Source organism: Verrucomicrobiia bacterium, assembly GCA_035765895.1.
GTDB lineage: Bacteria > Verrucomicrobiota > Verrucomicrobiia > Limisphaerales > DSYF01 > DSYF01.
Window position 1 is genome coordinate 1 of the sequence record DASTWL010000023.1, and the last position, 13454, is coordinate 13454.

The following is a 13454-nucleotide window of genomic DNA, read 5'->3' on the forward strand; positions in this document are numbered from 1 at the left end:
GGGGCGCGGATTGAAACTTTCCAGGTGTCGTTTGACGGTGGCAGCGAATGGGTCGCCCCGTGAGCAATCACGGGGCGCGGATTGAAACACATCCGATTGAGATCGTCAAAGATAAAGCGACACGTCGCCCCGTGAGCAATCACGGGGCGCGGATTGAAACCCGGCCAAACTCCTTCGGGCTCGTCTTGTCGTCCGTCGCCCCGTGAGCAATCACGGGGCGCGGATTGAAACATTCTCTCTCGCCAACCTTGCCTTTGGTTTTGGAGTCGCCCCGTGAGCAATCACGGGGCGCGGATTGAAACGCAGTTGCCGCAGGCGTTCGCGGCTCATGTTTTCGTCGCCCCGTGAGCAATCACGGGGCGCGGATTGAAACATCCTTGGGCACGAACACCGCCACCCGTTCACCGGTCGCCCCGTGAGCAATCACGGGGCGCGGATTGAACCCCCCCCGGGCTACTTCTTTATTAACTCTCAACATAGTCGCCCCGTGAGCAATCACGGGGCGCGGATTGAAACCAGTCCGCCAGCCGGATTGGCCGCAGGCTGTGACGTCGCCCCGTGAGCAATCACGGGGCGCGGATTGAAACGCATATCTTCGGCATGGTCGTTGGTTAAAAAGGCGTCGCCCCGTGAGCAATCACGGGGCGCGGATTGAAACTGGTTTCGTCACACAAACATTCACGCTCGATGCGTGTCGCCCCGTGAGCAATCACGGGGCGCGGATTGAAACGACGAATGCCAGCGCGATCGCGCACTACACGTTCGAGTCGCCCCGTGAGCAATCACGGGGCGCGGATTGAAACCAGCTTTGGCGAGTTGCCGCCCGCCGAAACATTGGGTCGCCCCGTGAGCAATCACGGGGCGCGGATTGAAACTTCATTGGTGATGGTATTGACGAGGGACGGTCGGCGTCGCCCCGTGAGCAATCACGGGGCGCGGATTGAAACCGCAAGGTGCGGCGGGTCCGCAAGGCGTGGTCGGGTCGCCCCGTGAGCAATCACGGGGCGCGGATTGAAACATGCTAAAGCGGTATGGATTGACTCTAAACTCTCGTCGCCCCGTGAGCAATCACGGGGCGCGGATTGAAACTCCGCTCACGTTTCCGATCTCGTGCGACACGGTGAGTCGCCCCGTGAGCAATCACGGGGCGCGGATTGAAACTTCGAATAAAACGGACGGCAGCCCCCTCCCAACTTTGGGCTAGAGGCCAAAATCCCTCTGGGATTTTGGATGCACCCAATCGTGCGTTGCCTTCCATCAACCCGATTGAGTCTGCTGTCACCAGGGATTTGCAGCGGAATTGCGCCGGGCCGGCAACGCGGAAGCGGGTCACGGGGCGGAACATCGGCAGCGCACTGCCCGGCGGGCACCGCTTGCGGCCGGGCCGGAAGCCGCCGTCACCGCAGCGTCCACCGGGCATCGGCTGGACCAGAATTGCGAATCAAATGCCAATCCACACGGTTCCCAAAGCAGGCGTGCCGGTGATAGGATTCGAGTTGTCTTGAAAGAGCGCCCGTCAGTTTATCCAAATTCCAGCTCCACTTTGCTTTTATGAAAACACCCAAGCGGTTGAACGTGCTCCTCGCCGCCTGCACCTGCCTGCTGGGCACGGCCGCGACGCACGCCGCCACCAATGTTTTTTTCGACGCTGCGCAGACGGCGACCCTGATCGTCTCGAACATCAACGCGGTCACCCTCCAGAGCGGTGACTACCGCTTTACCTACTCGGTGGACGGCTACTGGTCGTCCGGCGGCGGCACGCCGACGGGGCGGTTCTTCAGCGTCTTCTGGCCCACGGGCGTGCAGGCGCAGGCCATCACCGCCGGCCCCCTGCTCGGCACCGGCGCCAACCTCACGCTGCGGCGCGCGGACGGCAAGCCGTTCGATCTCCAGGCGTTCACCGGAAAAATCCTGCTCAACACCGCCGGCGCGGGGGCCGCGTTTGAAATCATGCCGCAGTTGAACGGCAGCGACGCGTTTGCCAATCCGCTCCCATACGACTGCACCGGCTACGGGGGCCAGAGTTTCTCCTACATCACCCCGGCCCTGACCAACGCGGACACCTACCAAATCCACATGTGGGGCGACTTCGCGCTGACGGCGCTGACGTTGATTGACACCAATCCGCCGGTGCCGCCCGCGGCCACGTTCACCATCGCCACCAGCGTCGCGCCCGCCGGCGCCGGGACGGCGGGCGGCGCGGGAATTTATTCCAGCAACGCGCCCTGCTCGCTCGTCGCGGCGGCGAATCCGGGCTGGGGCTTCAAGAACTGGACCGAAAACGGCGCGCCCGTCAGTTCGGCGGCGACCTACAACTTCACCGTGCGCAGCAACCGCGTGCTCGTGGCGAACTTTGTGCCCGCCTACACCGTGAGCACCGGCGTCGCGCCCGGTTACGGCGGCACCGCCGCGGGCGGCGGCACATTCAACAGCAATGCCGTCGTCCTCGTCACGGCGACGCCGGTGACGGGTTTCAAGTTCATGGGCTGGACCGAGTGGGGCGCGCTGGTCAGCCCCCAGGCAAACTACAGCTTCAACCTCACGGCCGACCGCAGCCTCGTTGCAAACTTTGTTCCGGCCGGCCCCAGCGCGACGTTTGATTTTGACACGGGGTCGCCCGCGGTGAGCGCCGGCCAGGGCCTGCCGGCGACGCAAACCAAGAACGGCGTCACGGCCACGTTCAGTTCGCTTGCGGGCGGCTGGTCGGCGCAGAACAACTTCTATTATTGGATGCCCGGCGTGTTCTCCGGGAATTTTCTGTATCCCAGCACCTGGGGCAGCACGCTGGCGGTGGAGTTCAACCAGCCGGTCACCAACTTCACGATGGCGTTCTTCACCGGCGAAGTTGCGAGCGAATATGACACCGCCGCGCAGGTGCGTGTGACGGCCTACACCAATGCCGCCATGACAAATCCGGTGGCAACCGGCACCGCGCGCGGCGCGTGGGTCACCGGCGCCTACCCGGAGGGCGTGCTGTCGTTCGGCTCGGCGACGCCGTTCACTAAGGTGACCATCGATGTCCCCTCGCAAAGTCCCGCGCCGAGCCAACTTTTCTTCGTGGACAACATCGTCGTGCAACCGTCCACGCCACCACTGCCGCACGCGCCGCCGCTGGCGTTCGGCGGCGACTTCTATCAGCTCGCCGGCCAGCCGCTCGCCATCAACATCGCGGACCTGATGTGGAGCGATTACGACCCCGATGGCGAGCCCGTGTTTTTTGTCGGCGTCAGCGCCACCACCTCCAACGGTCTGGCGCTCACCGTTCAAGGCGCGCACATCCTGGTGCCCGCGAACTCGCAGGCGGACCGCTTCACCTACACCATCGCCGACAACCTCGGCGTGACCGCGACCGGCACCGCGACCCTTTCCATCATCGACCGCCCGACGAGCCAGGCGAACGCGCTGGACGTGAGCGTGCCGGGCGAAGTCACGGTCAGCTTCACCGGCGTGCCGTGGTATTTTTATGAATGTCAGCGCGCCACGAACGCGACATTCAGCGGCACCCTGCAAACGTGGCCGGTGCAGGCGTGGGCGGATGGGTCGATCTACCTCTGGGACAACTTCGCCGACCTCACCAACGCGCCGCCGCAGGCGTTTTACCGGCTGCGCCACGCCCCCTGAAGGGCAGCCGGCCGGGGCGCGGGATTCGTTGAGCCCGCCAGGCAAACCGAAGCTTGAAGGCACTGGTCGTGGAAGAGTGGCGTTTCGTTCTTTTCGCCGCCCGTGAGGTGTTTCCCGCACGGCGCGGCGACCGCCTGCAACTTTTCCATGCGCGACATGGCGGGGTTCTCCGCCGGCACGCCGCGGGTCGCGTCCTAGTTTGGATGGAGCGCGACGGCGTCGGAGACCCTGTCGCAGCACGCTTGACCGGAGGCAGCTTCACCAACCTGGGCGGCCAGTTCCGGTTCGACATCGGCGGTCTGGACACGGGCGGCTTTACCATCGAAGCCACCACCAACCTGACGCAGTGGGACACCATTCATGCCGACACCGTGCCCAACACCAATTTCAACGACCCGGATTCCACCCTGCTGCCGAACCGCGTTTACCGCGTCACCGTGCCGTAGGCGTTCACCCCACGAAGGCGCACGTTGGACCGGCGAATCAACGGCACATCCAGGGTGGACACGCCGGAAGCCGCTCTGGTAGTAATCCACCGAAACCAGAAGCCCGACGGCGGAGTCCCGCCCGTTTTGGAGTTCGCATAAACGTTGCGCCGCTTCCACGATCATGAGTGCTGCCACGCCTTATTAATTCCTCAAAGCGGTCGAGTGGCTGACTTCGGCAGTTTATCTTGTTGGCTTGTGCGTTGCCTGGTGGGCCTTTCTTCGTTGTCGTAAGTGCGGCTATCTGATGATGGCCGCCTATTTTGCGTCGGTGGTCTTCTGGCTTGTGGCCTGGCCCCCGATCAGCCGCGCCCTTCGCGCTGGCCGCCCGCCGGAGTTTTCGGCGCAAACGCAGCAGAAGATTGACACCGCCGTTCAGGATGCCATTCGCAAGGTGCTCGTCGAGGAAGGTCATCCCGAAGGTGTTCCCGTCCGACGCTCCATCCTCTGGCACCTGATCAAACACCGCACCCCTTACGACCCGACCGTGTGGCAACACGCGGAAGAAAAACTGAAGCTCAAGAAGATTCAACGCCTCCACCAATCCGCCACCGCCCTCGGCTTCAAACTCACCACCACCACCTGAACTTACACGCCTAGTTTCTTACGAGGCATCAACATCGTCATCTCTGATCCTCATCTCGGTCCAGCCTGCGTCTGGCCATCAACGGATCGAAAGGCGAATACGGTGAATGTGCAAGCTCTCGTGTGCCACCATCATCCGGCCTGACCAACTCGACACGAACCAAACTGACATCATCACGACAGTGATCAATGAAATATCCGGCGGCCTCGTCCTGCGACTCCGCAGTCAACTCGTCGTAATACATCTTCCCGCCGTGCTTCCAGTGCATCCCGAAAATGTAGCTCTGCCACATAAGCGTGCGATGATGCCTAACATTTAAGTGGATTGCAGTTTGCAATCTATCCCGGTGGTCATGATTTGACCGTAAGTCCGTCTTTCTTGCTGGTCAAGAGGGATTTGGACATCATGGCGGCATGAATATGCTTCCGGCAACTACGACACCTCTCGGCGGCTTGGTGCCCAATCCAAAATTGCGTCTGCGCGAGCAGGTCCGGGAGGTGATGCGCTTCAAGCATTATGCATGGCGAACTGAGGAAGCATATTGGCAATGGATTCGGCGGTTCATTTTGTGAAGCGGGAAGCGGCACCCGAAAGAGATGGGGGCGGCGGAGGTGAATGGTTTTCTGGGGCGGCTGGCGCAGTCATCCACCGAAACCAAGAAGCGGACCGGTTTGACGCTGGACTGCGTGCGCGACGCGGCGTAGACAGGTCTTGATGGTGGCGCCTGGCGTTGCCTTGTCGTCGGCGAAAGGGAACCTCCCCAGCGACGAACCGGCCCGGCGCCATTCCCGGCGGATTAACTTTCGGACAACCCAGATCAAACGTTTGGCGCCCAAAGCGCAGACAAAGGAGACCACGATGAGCCATGAACCGACGGCACCGGAAACAAAAGGGGGCACGGTAAAGCTGCTGGCAGCGCTTGACCTTGGCCCGGAAATCGAGGGCCTGGCCGGGCGCCAACTGCGGATGCGGATGGTGACCATCGAACCGGGCGGCGTCTTCGGCCCGGTGCACGACCACAAGGACCGGCCGGGCATGGTCTATATCCTGGAAGGAACGATCACGGATCACCGGAATGGCGTGGCCAAGGATTATGGGCCGGGAGTGGGCTGGCCCGAGGACCGGAACACCACCCACTGGCTGGAGAACCGGGGCCCGACGCCGGCGGTGGAAATCTCGGTTGATATCGTCCGGACAAGCTGAGGCCAACGTCCCCCCTTTCACTTCATTACCCATGCAAAAACTACGCGCCCTTCATCTGTATCTCGGCTGCATTTTTGCGCCGATGCTTCTGTTCTTTGCCGTCTCCGGCATCTGGCAGACGCTGGGCATTCATCCCCGGCTGTTGCAGCGGCTGTCCACGATCCACACCTCGCACGCCCTGAAGGCGGGCGGCAGCCTGACCAGCGTTTTCATGATGGCCTTCGTGCTCGTCATGGCGGCGAGCTTCATGCTCACGACCGTGCTGGGCGTGGTGATGGCGTTCAAGCATGCCCGGAGCCGGCGGGTCGTGCTGACCTGTCTTGGGACCGGCATCGCGCTGCCGTTGGCCCTGGTGCTCCTGGCGCTTTTGCGATGATGCTGCCGTCATGGCACATTACGGGGCACATGCCGGAGCGATTCAATTGCAACAGGGAACGTGCCCGCCCAACGCCAAAACATTTTGCCAGCATGAGAAAGAAGAGGCACGGTTTCTTCCTGATCGTCATGGTCGCAACCGCCAGACTTCTGGACCTGCTGCGCCTGGACGTCCACGGGCATCACGCGCATGAGTGTCATTAAGGCCAGCTTGATCGCAATGGTTGCGATGGCTTCCGTCGTCGCCATGGCTCTGCCCATGATTTTTGCCGTCAAGGGACGGGCGGCCTGGGAGGCAATTCCCCCGGACGTTTATGCCCGGGAACGAATGACAATATTTCGCCTGCGTCCGCTGGCTCTCTGGGGTGTGCTCGGCATCGTCAGCTTGGTGGGACGCGCATGTGAGTGGCTTCATTGGCAGGCCGGCGATGACATGGTTGAGGGAATGGTGGCGGGCATGTTGGGCTTGTTGCTGACGGCCCATTTGATTTGGTCGTTTCGATTGCTGCGGCGCGGCTCGGCGGTGGACAAGCGCCTCCGGGTGTTCGCCCGCTACACGATGGCGGTCGCGGCATTCGGTCTGGTGGCTTTAGCGGTCGGGACGCTGACCTGGCACGTGGCTGCCTGATTTTTAGGCTGCACGGGCGGTCGCGGGCAGCCTCAAGGAGCATTTCCCGAAACGTGGGAGATGCGCCGCTTACGCCGTGGCCGGTGCCGGTGCCGGAACGTCGCCGGCCACGTCCACTTCCTTGGACACCAGCCCCACGCAGAGCCCCGCCAGCAGCATGGCCAGGCTGCCCAGCAACACGGCATTCATCGGATTGTCCCCCAGCGCGTGCTTCATCAGCAGCCCCAGACCGAGCGACGCGAGAATCTGCGGGATGACGATGAAAAAGTTGAACACCCCCATGTAAAAACCCATGCGCTGCGGCGGAATCGCATTGGCGAGCATCGCGTAGGGCATGGCCAGAATGCTGGCCCACGCGATGCCAACCAGGAGCATGGCCAGCAGCAACGCGTGGGGCTGCGGCACCAGCACGACCAGCAGCAGCCCCACCCCGCCGGCCAGCAGGCAGACGCGGTGGATGGCGCGCGCGGAAAACTTCCGCACCAGGGCCAGCAGGGCAAAGGCGAAGACGAACGCCGTGCCGTTGTAAACGGAGAAGCACACGCCGCCCCATTCGCTGCCGCGCTGATACGCCGGCGAGCCGGGCACGCCGCCAAACACTTTGGTCGCCACGGCGGGCACGAAATAAATCCACATGCAGAACAACGCGAACCAGGTGAAAAACTGCACGACGGCGAGCTGCCGCATGGCCCGGGGCATCGCGCCAATGCCGCCAACGATTTCGCGCAGCGCGTTGCCCAGCCCGGCGGAGGCGGCCTTCTGCCGGTGGAATTCCGCCGGATTCGCGGGCGGATGCTCGCGCGTGGTCAAAATGGTGTAGAGCACGGCGGCCAGAAACACCCCGGCGCCAATCCAGAAGGCCAGTTGCACCGTGCGCGGGATGGCGCCCGGCGCCGTGGGGCCCGCCACGCCCAGCACGTTCGTCAACAGATAAGGCAGGGCCGAGGACAACACGGCGCCAAGCCCGATCAACAAGCTTTGCATGGCGAAACCGGACTTGCGTTGCGCCTTCGGCAACAGGTCGCCCACGAAGGCCCGGAACGGTTCCATCGCCACGTTGACACTCGCATCGAGAATCCATAGCAGCCCCGCCGCCATCCACACCGTGCCGGCTTCCGGCATCGCGAGGAGCGCCAGGCTGGCGAGCACCGCCCCCGCCAGAAAATACGGCCGCCGCCGCCCCAGACGGCACCACGTGCGGTCGCTGAAGTGCCCGACCAGCGGCTGCACCAGCAGCCCGGTCAGCGGCGCCGCCAGCCAGAGCACGGCGAGTTCATTTTCCCGGGCGCCGAGGTATTGGTAGATGGCGCTCATGTTCGCCATTTGCAGGCCCCAGCCAAATTGAATGCCGAAGAACCCGAAGCTCATGTTCCAGACCTGCCAGAAGCTCAGACGCGTGTTTTGCATGGGGGAAAATCGCGCCTGCCAATGCACCACCGTTCCCGCGCCGGGGCAAGGCAAAGTCCCGGCCGGCGCGACCGCATCTTTGTGCGGTGCCGCTGGCCGCGCGGCCGGGCACGCCCCCGGACCCATGGGGCGTCAGGCGCCGGCGTTCAAGCGCGCCCTGGCCGCATCAAGCTGGGCGCGGCTGCCGAGCAGCAGCACCTGGTCGCCCGGCTGGATTTCCTCGTCCGCGCCGGGGTTGAGCAGGTTCGCGCCGGCGCGCTCCACCGCCACGATGCTCGCGCCGGTGGTGGTCCGGAGCTCCAGCTCCCGGATGAGCCGGCCGGCCGCCGCCGAATCCGCCCGGATCGACACGGTTTCCAAATTCGCTTCGCGGAGCAACGACTGCAACCGGGCGGGCGTTTCGTGCGGATGCGGCGCCGGCGGTTGGGCGAAAGTTTCCTGGAGCGCGATTTGCGCCCTCGAATACACCCGGATGAACGAGCGCCGCAGGAACCAGCTGATGATGCCGGACAACACGAGCATGACCAGCATGACGCGGACCGTTGGCAGCAAGGTGGAACTGAGCAGAATGATGTAAAGCCCGAGCACGATGGTGCCGGCAATCGGGATGACCTGCGCGACCACCGCCCGGATGGCCGGAGTGCGCTCGCCGGCCACGGCCGTCTTCACCTTCAACTCCGCGATGAGCATGCCCAGCGCCTGCAGCTTGCGCGACGTGGCGATGTTCATCGGCAGGGAAAGGATGGCCGCGGCCAGCCACAGCAGCGCCTTCAGCCAGTCCGCCTGCAGTTGCCGCGCCCGCAACCAGGCGGGCGGATGTTGTCCGATGAACGCCGCGACAATGAAAATGCCGGTGACGAGGGCCACATTGAGGGCGATTTGCGCGAGCCACGCGCGGATGAGTTTCCGGGCGAGATTGGACTGGCGCCGCCCAAGCTGGCCCACCCAGTCGGTGTAAAGCTGCAACGTGTTCACCAGGGCGCGGGGCGCAACCCGGTCAAACCAATTGGCCGTTTCATCCGCGCTCCGGATGAGATAGGGCGTCAGGAGGGTGGTGAGCGCGGAAACCGCCACGGCGATGGGATACAGGAAGTCACTGGTCACCTTCAGGGTCACGCCCAGCGACGCGATGATGAACGAGAATTCGCCGATCTGCGACAGGCCCATCCCGACGCGCAGGGACGTGCGCGTGTCGTTGCCGCCCAGAAAGGCGCCGAAGGAGCAGGTCATGACCTTGCCCACGATCACGGCGAGCGTGATGACCACCACGGGCTGCCAGTAGGTGATCAACATGCGCGGATCAATCAGGAGTCCGATGGCGACGAAGAATATCGCGCTGAACATGTCGCGGACCGGTTCGAGGAGGGCTTCGACCCGGTGAATTTCCCGGGCCTCGGCAATGACCGCGCCGATGACAAATGCCCCGAGCGCGACGCTGTAGCCGAGCTTCGTCGCCAGCAACGAAACGCCAAAGCACAACCCCAGCAGCGTCACGATCAGCATCTCGTTGCTTTTGAACCGGGCCACGTAACCGATCAGGCGGGGCACCGTGAGCAGGCCCGCCACCAGGACCACGGCCAGGAAAATGCCCAGCCGGCCCAGCGTCAGGCCGACATCGGCCACGCCCAGTTTTCCCGTCATGGCAATGCCGGACAGCAAGGCAATCATGGCTATGCCCAGGATGTCTTCGATGACCAGAATGCCGAAGATCAACTGCGCAAAACGCTCCTTCATCTTGCCCAGCTCCCCGAGGACCTTGATGATGATCGTGGTGGAGGACATGGACAGCATTGCGCCGAGAAAAATGCTGTCCAGCAGCGGCCAGGCGAAGAAATGCCCCACCTCGTAACCCACCCAGAAGAGCAGCAGGATTTCCAACAGGGCGGCAATCAGGGCCGGCGCGCCCACCCGCGTCAGCTTGCGCAGGCTGAACTCCAGCCCGAGCGAAAACATCAGCAGAATGACGCCCAGTTCGGAGAGCGTGTTGATGGTGGCCTCGTCGTGGATCAGGGCATAGGGCGGCGTGTGGGGGCCAATGATCACACCCGCCAGAATGTAACCGAGCACCACCGGCTGTTTGAGCCGGTGGAAAATGATGGTGACGACGCCGGCGACAATCATCACCACCGCCAGGTCTTGCAGAAAGGTCAAGGAATGCATGAAACAACCAAACTGTATTCCGGCCGGGCGCCGGATGAGTTTCGCCGGCGCCCGGCCCCGAATCAGACGAACCGGCCGTCAATCTTGTTTGCGGCCAAAATACCAGAAAATGGCCACTCCCACGAGGATGATAATCCCCCACAGGAGCCAGCGAATGTGTGAATCTTGCATATCGGTGCCAAAAGTTGTCAGTGCCACCAAACCCTGGGTTAAATCGCCATGACACCGCACGCCGCCGCGTCATCGAAGCTACCGGGAGGACAGCGGGCCACGTGAGGAACAGGCGAACCGGAGCGGGAAATTCAGGCCGGGCACGGCGCCCGTGGAGAACCGGCCGTCCGGCAGCGGAAGCGCCAGCAATTCAGTCTGGCCGAGGGAACCCCCGACGAAAGGCCGCCAACAATCCGGGCCAGGTCCGCTGCCGCGCGCGGCAGCGGAATCAGCGAATCCAGGGTGGGCACCTTGGCGGTGGTCGCAAACGCGCCCGGCAGCCGGAACTGGTGAAACTGCACGGCCTGCGTCGGCGGGCAAACGGTGTAGGCCGTTTCCGTCCTGTGCGTTCGATTTGCAGGGCCGCCGCAACCCGGCCGGACGCCATCAACCGGACCGATCACCCGGGCCGGCAGCCATAGAGCCGCCAACAGGATCAGGCCGGCAAATTGAAGCATGGGTCGCACGCTGCGTCAGTGTAGGGCTCTGCGTGCCGAGGCCAATTCATTTTTCCGCCCCCCGACCCAACCGCCTCCCCCAACTCCAAACTTGCGCCGGCCGGGGCCTTGCGCCACCTATCTTTCTGCCGGGATACCTGCACCATGCGCATGCCAAACTCCGAATCGTGGTTTCTCTGGGCCCTGCTCTCCGCCGTTTTCGCCGGCTTGACGGCGATTCTGGCGAAGGTGGGCGTTCGGGGAGTGGACTCCGATCTCGCCACGCTGGTTCGCACGGTGATCATTCTCTTCGTGCTCACCGCCTTTGTTGGTGCCACGGGCAAATTTGCCAGCCCGTTCCACCTGCCCGCCCGCACGTGGGTATTCCTGACGGGCTCCGCGCTGGCGACCGGCGCGTCCTGGGTTTGTTATTTTCGGGCGCTGCAACTGGGCGAGGCTTCCAAGGTGGCACCCGTTGACAAGCTCAGCCTGGTGTTCGTGGCCCTCTTCGCCTTCGCTTTCCTGGCCGAACGCCCCTCGCCGCGAGAGTGGACAGGGATCGCGCTCATGGTCGTTGGCGTGGTGGTCCTCGCCTGGAAGCGTTGATCCGCATTCGTGAACATTCCAGGCTTTGCGCAGGCGACCACGGCGGGAGGCGGAAACGTTGCCGCGATTTGGAATGCCCGCCGGTGGTTCACCGCTGACAACGCCGCCCGGTGACGCAAGCGGCGGGCGAAGGTTCGCTCGGCATCAGTCCCGCGTGCCGGCGAGCGCCAGCGTGGATTCGCGTCGTTCCCCTTCCTCCACGAGGTTGGTGAAGCGGCCGGCGCGATCCCGCACCACGGCCGCCAGTCGAAGCGGATCAAAGCCCTTCCGTTCGTAGTAGCCGAAGCGGGTGTTCCAGAGGACATACATGTCAAAGTCGCCCGGCTCCCGATGCGCCCCGGCCTTGAAATATTGATACAGCGCCGTCCAGTGACGCTGGGCAACACGACGCGCCTGCGCCGGATCGGAATACGCCCGGGACGCGGAATAACGCTGCCAGACCGACGGCATGATTTGAAACCGGCTGACCTCCCCCGCCCCGCCAATGGCCGAGTCGTCGTTGCCCGATTCAATCATCCCCAGGGCATCGCAACGAACGGCGTCCAGCCAGCCCGCCCGGTTGGTCACTGCAGCAGTGCCAGCCGGCGACGGCGCGACGGCTGCGGCCACACTCGAGGTGGTCGTGATGGCATTGCCAGGCGAAGGAAGCGGGCAGGTTTCCGGCAGCGACCACAGCCCGTTGGACGGGCCTTCCGCGTCTGACTGGGAAAAATTCCAACGCACCAATCCATCTGCGTTGGCTGAAGCCGCCGGCACCGCGTGGGTGCGCTCCCACGAAGTGGCGCTGACCGTGGACACAATGCCCGGCACGGTGAGCACAACGCCCACCGCCAGCCATGCCGCCCTTTTCGTCTGCAACATCATCAGCGCAACGGCCCTTTGAGGCAGTAACCCTTCCAGCATGCCCAAACATGACGGTGGGCGGCAAGGCCGCGGTCGAGGAAGTTACTCACAATGCGCAATGTTCTGGTGCCTCGCGGCTTGGATCGCCACGGTCCTCCGCAAGCGGCGCCGGCCCGCGGGTGCGTTTCCGCCGCGGCGGCTTGACGTCGTCCGGCGGCCCCTTTACGATTCACAAAATGAATGCGGATTCATTAACTGATTCCAACGTCATTCAGACCCCCCGCCGGGAGCGGGAGCGCCAGCAACGGCGCCAGGAGATTTTGCGCGCGGCCGAGCGCATTTTTGCCGCCCGGGGATTTCACGATGCCTCCATCGAACAGATTGCCCACGAGGCCGAGTTCGCAACCGGGACGGTTTACCTGTATTTCAAGGACAAGGAGGCGCTGTATCTCGAACTCTTCGAGGAGAAGATCCGCGAGCTGTCCGAGACCATCCGGCGCGAGCTGGAGCCCATCAAGGATCCGCTGGAAGGGCTGGCCACCGTGATTCGCGCCCGGATGGGCTACTTCGAACGCAACCGCGCCTTCTTCCGCATTTACGCCCGCGAAGGCATGAACCGCTATGAGCAGCGGCATGACCGCTGGCAAAACATCATGCAGATGTATGAACAATATCTGGAACGGCTGCGCAAGCTGATCCAGTCCGCCCAACGCCGGGGCGCCGTGCGCAAGGGCGATCCGCACCTGTTCGCCATCGCGCTCTCCGGCATGATGATTCAGGTCACCCGCGACTGGCTGCAGAGCCAGGACGAAACGCCGCTCACGGAACGCACGCAGTTTGTCATCGACCTCTTTTTTGGCGGCGCCCGGCCGGCCGCCCGCCATAGCGCATGA

At 63.5% G+C, this 13454-nt stretch carries 14 protein-coding genes and 1 CRISPR repeat array; of the genes, 9 read left to right on the plus strand and 5 right to left on the minus strand.

The genetic code is table 11. The annotated features are described in order from the left end of the window. Positions 1 to 51: 51 nt before the first annotated feature. Positions 52 to 1161: a CRISPR direct-repeat array (repeat unit 37 nt; unit sequence GTCGCCCCGTGAGCAATCACGGGGCGCGGATTGAAAC). A gap of 390 nt (positions 1162 to 1551) precedes the next feature. From VFV96_04810 to VFV96_04820, 3 genes are all read left to right on the plus strand, one after another. After that, positions 1552 to 3621, plus strand: a complete 2070-nt coding sequence (locus VFV96_04810; GenBank protein ID HEU5069721.1) for a hypothetical protein — start codon at positions 1552 to 1554, stop codon at positions 3619 to 3621. A 53-nt stretch (positions 3622 to 3674) separates the two neighbouring features. Further along, a complete protein-coding gene (locus tag VFV96_04815; GenBank protein HEU5069722.1) occupies positions 3675 to 4067 on the plus strand; it encodes a hypothetical protein in 393 nt (130 codons plus the stop codon). A 286-nt stretch (positions 4068 to 4353) separates the two neighbouring features. Then, positions 4354 to 4692, plus strand: a complete 339-nt coding sequence (locus tag VFV96_04820) for a hypothetical protein (GenBank protein ID HEU5069723.1) — start codon at positions 4354 to 4356, stop codon at positions 4690 to 4692. Between the two features lie 37 nt (positions 4693 to 4729). Here VFV96_04820 and VFV96_04825 read toward each other — a convergent pair whose 3' ends face one another. Beyond that, positions 4730 to 4984, minus strand: coding sequence for a hypothetical protein (locus VFV96_04825; GenBank protein HEU5069724.1), 255 nt, complete (start codon positions 4982 to 4984; stop codon positions 4730 to 4732). Between the two features lie 127 nt (positions 4985 to 5111). Here VFV96_04825 and VFV96_04830 point away from each other — a divergent pair, with 127 nt between their 5' ends. The 3 genes from VFV96_04830 (at position 5112) to VFV96_04840 (ending at position 6271) form a co-directional block, all read left to right on the plus strand. After that, entirely contained in the window at positions 5112 to 5264 is a 153-nt protein-coding gene (locus tag VFV96_04830; GenBank protein ID HEU5069725.1) for a phage integrase N-terminal SAM-like domain-containing protein, read from the plus strand. Positions 5265 to 5550: 286 nt separating this feature from the next. Then, complete coding sequence (locus VFV96_04835; GenBank protein ID HEU5069726.1) at positions 5551 to 5895, plus strand: cupin domain-containing protein; 345 nt, start codon at positions 5551 to 5553, stop codon at positions 5893 to 5895. Between the two features lie 31 nt (positions 5896 to 5926). Further along, positions 5927 to 6271 carry a hypothetical protein gene (locus VFV96_04840; protein ID HEU5069727.1) on the plus strand — a complete coding sequence of 115 codons (345 nt, stop codon included), beginning with the start codon at positions 5927 to 5929 and terminating at the stop codon, positions 6269 to 6271. Positions 6272 to 6279: 8 nt separating this feature from the next. Here VFV96_04840 and VFV96_04845 read toward each other — a convergent pair whose 3' ends face one another. Next, positions 6280 to 6519: a hypothetical protein gene (locus VFV96_04845; protein ID HEU5069728.1), complete on the minus strand. Its 240-nt coding sequence runs from the start codon at positions 6517 to 6519 to the stop codon at positions 6280 to 6282. Between VFV96_04845 and VFV96_04850 the strand changes: the two genes are divergently transcribed. Continuing rightward, the gene (locus VFV96_04850) at positions 6518 to 6898 is read left to right on the plus strand and encodes a hypothetical protein (GenBank protein ID HEU5069729.1); all 381 of its coding nucleotides are present in this window, start codon (positions 6518 to 6520) and stop codon (positions 6896 to 6898) included. The two genes, VFV96_04845 and VFV96_04850, sit on opposite strands and share 2 nt — an antisense overlap. Positions 6899 to 6967: 69 nt before the next feature. Here the strand turns inward: VFV96_04850 and VFV96_04855 are convergent, their stop codons facing one another. Continuing rightward, positions 6968 to 8305, minus strand: coding sequence for an MFS transporter (locus tag VFV96_04855; GenBank protein HEU5069730.1), 1338 nt, complete (start codon positions 8303 to 8305; stop codon positions 6968 to 6970). Positions 8306 to 8437: 132 nt separating this feature from the next. Then, positions 8438 to 10465: a cation:proton antiporter gene (locus VFV96_04860; protein ID HEU5069731.1), complete on the minus strand. Its 2028-nt coding sequence runs from the start codon at positions 10463 to 10465 to the stop codon at positions 8438 to 8440. A gap of 818 nt (positions 10466 to 11283) precedes the next feature. Here VFV96_04860 and VFV96_04865 point away from each other — a divergent pair. After that, on the plus strand, positions 11284 to 11718 hold the full coding sequence (locus VFV96_04865; protein HEU5069732.1) for an EamA family transporter: 435 nt from the start codon (positions 11284 to 11286) through the stop codon (positions 11716 to 11718). A gap of 144 nt (positions 11719 to 11862) precedes the next feature. On the opposite strand, the gene VFV96_04870 is transcribed toward VFV96_04865, so the two are convergent. Next, on the minus strand, positions 11863 to 12621 hold the full coding sequence (locus VFV96_04870; protein HEU5069733.1) for a hypothetical protein: 759 nt from the start codon (positions 12619 to 12621) through the stop codon (positions 11863 to 11865). Between the two features lie 176 nt (positions 12622 to 12797). Between VFV96_04870 and VFV96_04875 the strand changes: the two genes are divergently transcribed. Then, positions 12798 to 13454 (plus strand): TetR/AcrR family transcriptional regulator, encoded by a 657-nt coding sequence (locus VFV96_04875; GenBank protein ID HEU5069734.1) that lies wholly within the window; start codon positions 12798 to 12800, stop codon positions 13452 to 13454.

Bases quoted from the DNA above. Each gene is read 5' to 3' on its own strand.
- VFV96_04810 (HEU5069721.1), top strand. From the start codon at position 1,552: ATGAAAACACCCAAGCGGTTGAACGTGCTCCTCGCCGCCTGCACCTGC.
- VFV96_04820 (HEU5069723.1), top strand. From the start codon at position 4,354: ATGATGGCCGCCTATTTTGCGTCGGTGGTCTTCTGGCTTGTGGCCTGG.
- VFV96_04825 (HEU5069724.1), bottom strand. From the start codon at position 4,984: ATGTGGCAGAGCTACATTTTCGGGATGCACTGGAAGCACGGCGGGAAG.
- VFV96_04830 (HEU5069725.1), top strand. From the start codon at position 5,112: ATGCTTCCGGCAACTACGACACCTCTCGGCGGCTTGGTGCCCAATCCA.
- VFV96_04835 (HEU5069726.1), top strand. From the start codon at position 5,551: ATGAGCCATGAACCGACGGCACCGGAAACAAAAGGGGGCACGGTAAAG.
- VFV96_04840 (HEU5069727.1), top strand. From the start codon at position 5,927: ATGCAAAAACTACGCGCCCTTCATCTGTATCTCGGCTGCATTTTTGCG.
- VFV96_04850 (HEU5069729.1), top strand. From the start codon at position 6,518: ATGGCTCTGCCCATGATTTTTGCCGTCAAGGGACGGGCGGCCTGGGAG.
- VFV96_04845 (HEU5069728.1), bottom strand. From the start codon at position 6,519: ATGGCGACGACGGAAGCCATCGCAACCATTGCGATCAAGCTGGCCTTA.
- VFV96_04855 (HEU5069730.1), bottom strand. From the start codon at position 8,305: ATGCAAAACACGCGTCTGAGCTTCTGGCAGGTCTGGAACATGAGCTTC.
- VFV96_04860 (HEU5069731.1), bottom strand. From the start codon at position 10,465: ATGCATTCCTTGACCTTTCTGCAAGACCTGGCGGTGGTGATGATTGTC.
- VFV96_04865 (HEU5069732.1), top strand. From the start codon at position 11,284: ATGCCAAACTCCGAATCGTGGTTTCTCTGGGCCCTGCTCTCCGCCGTT.
- VFV96_04870 (HEU5069733.1), bottom strand. From the start codon at position 12,621: ATGCTGGAAGGGTTACTGCCTCAAAGGGCCGTTGCGCTGATGATGTTG.
- VFV96_04875 (HEU5069734.1), top strand. From the start codon at position 12,798: ATGAATGCGGATTCATTAACTGATTCCAACGTCATTCAGACCCCCCGC.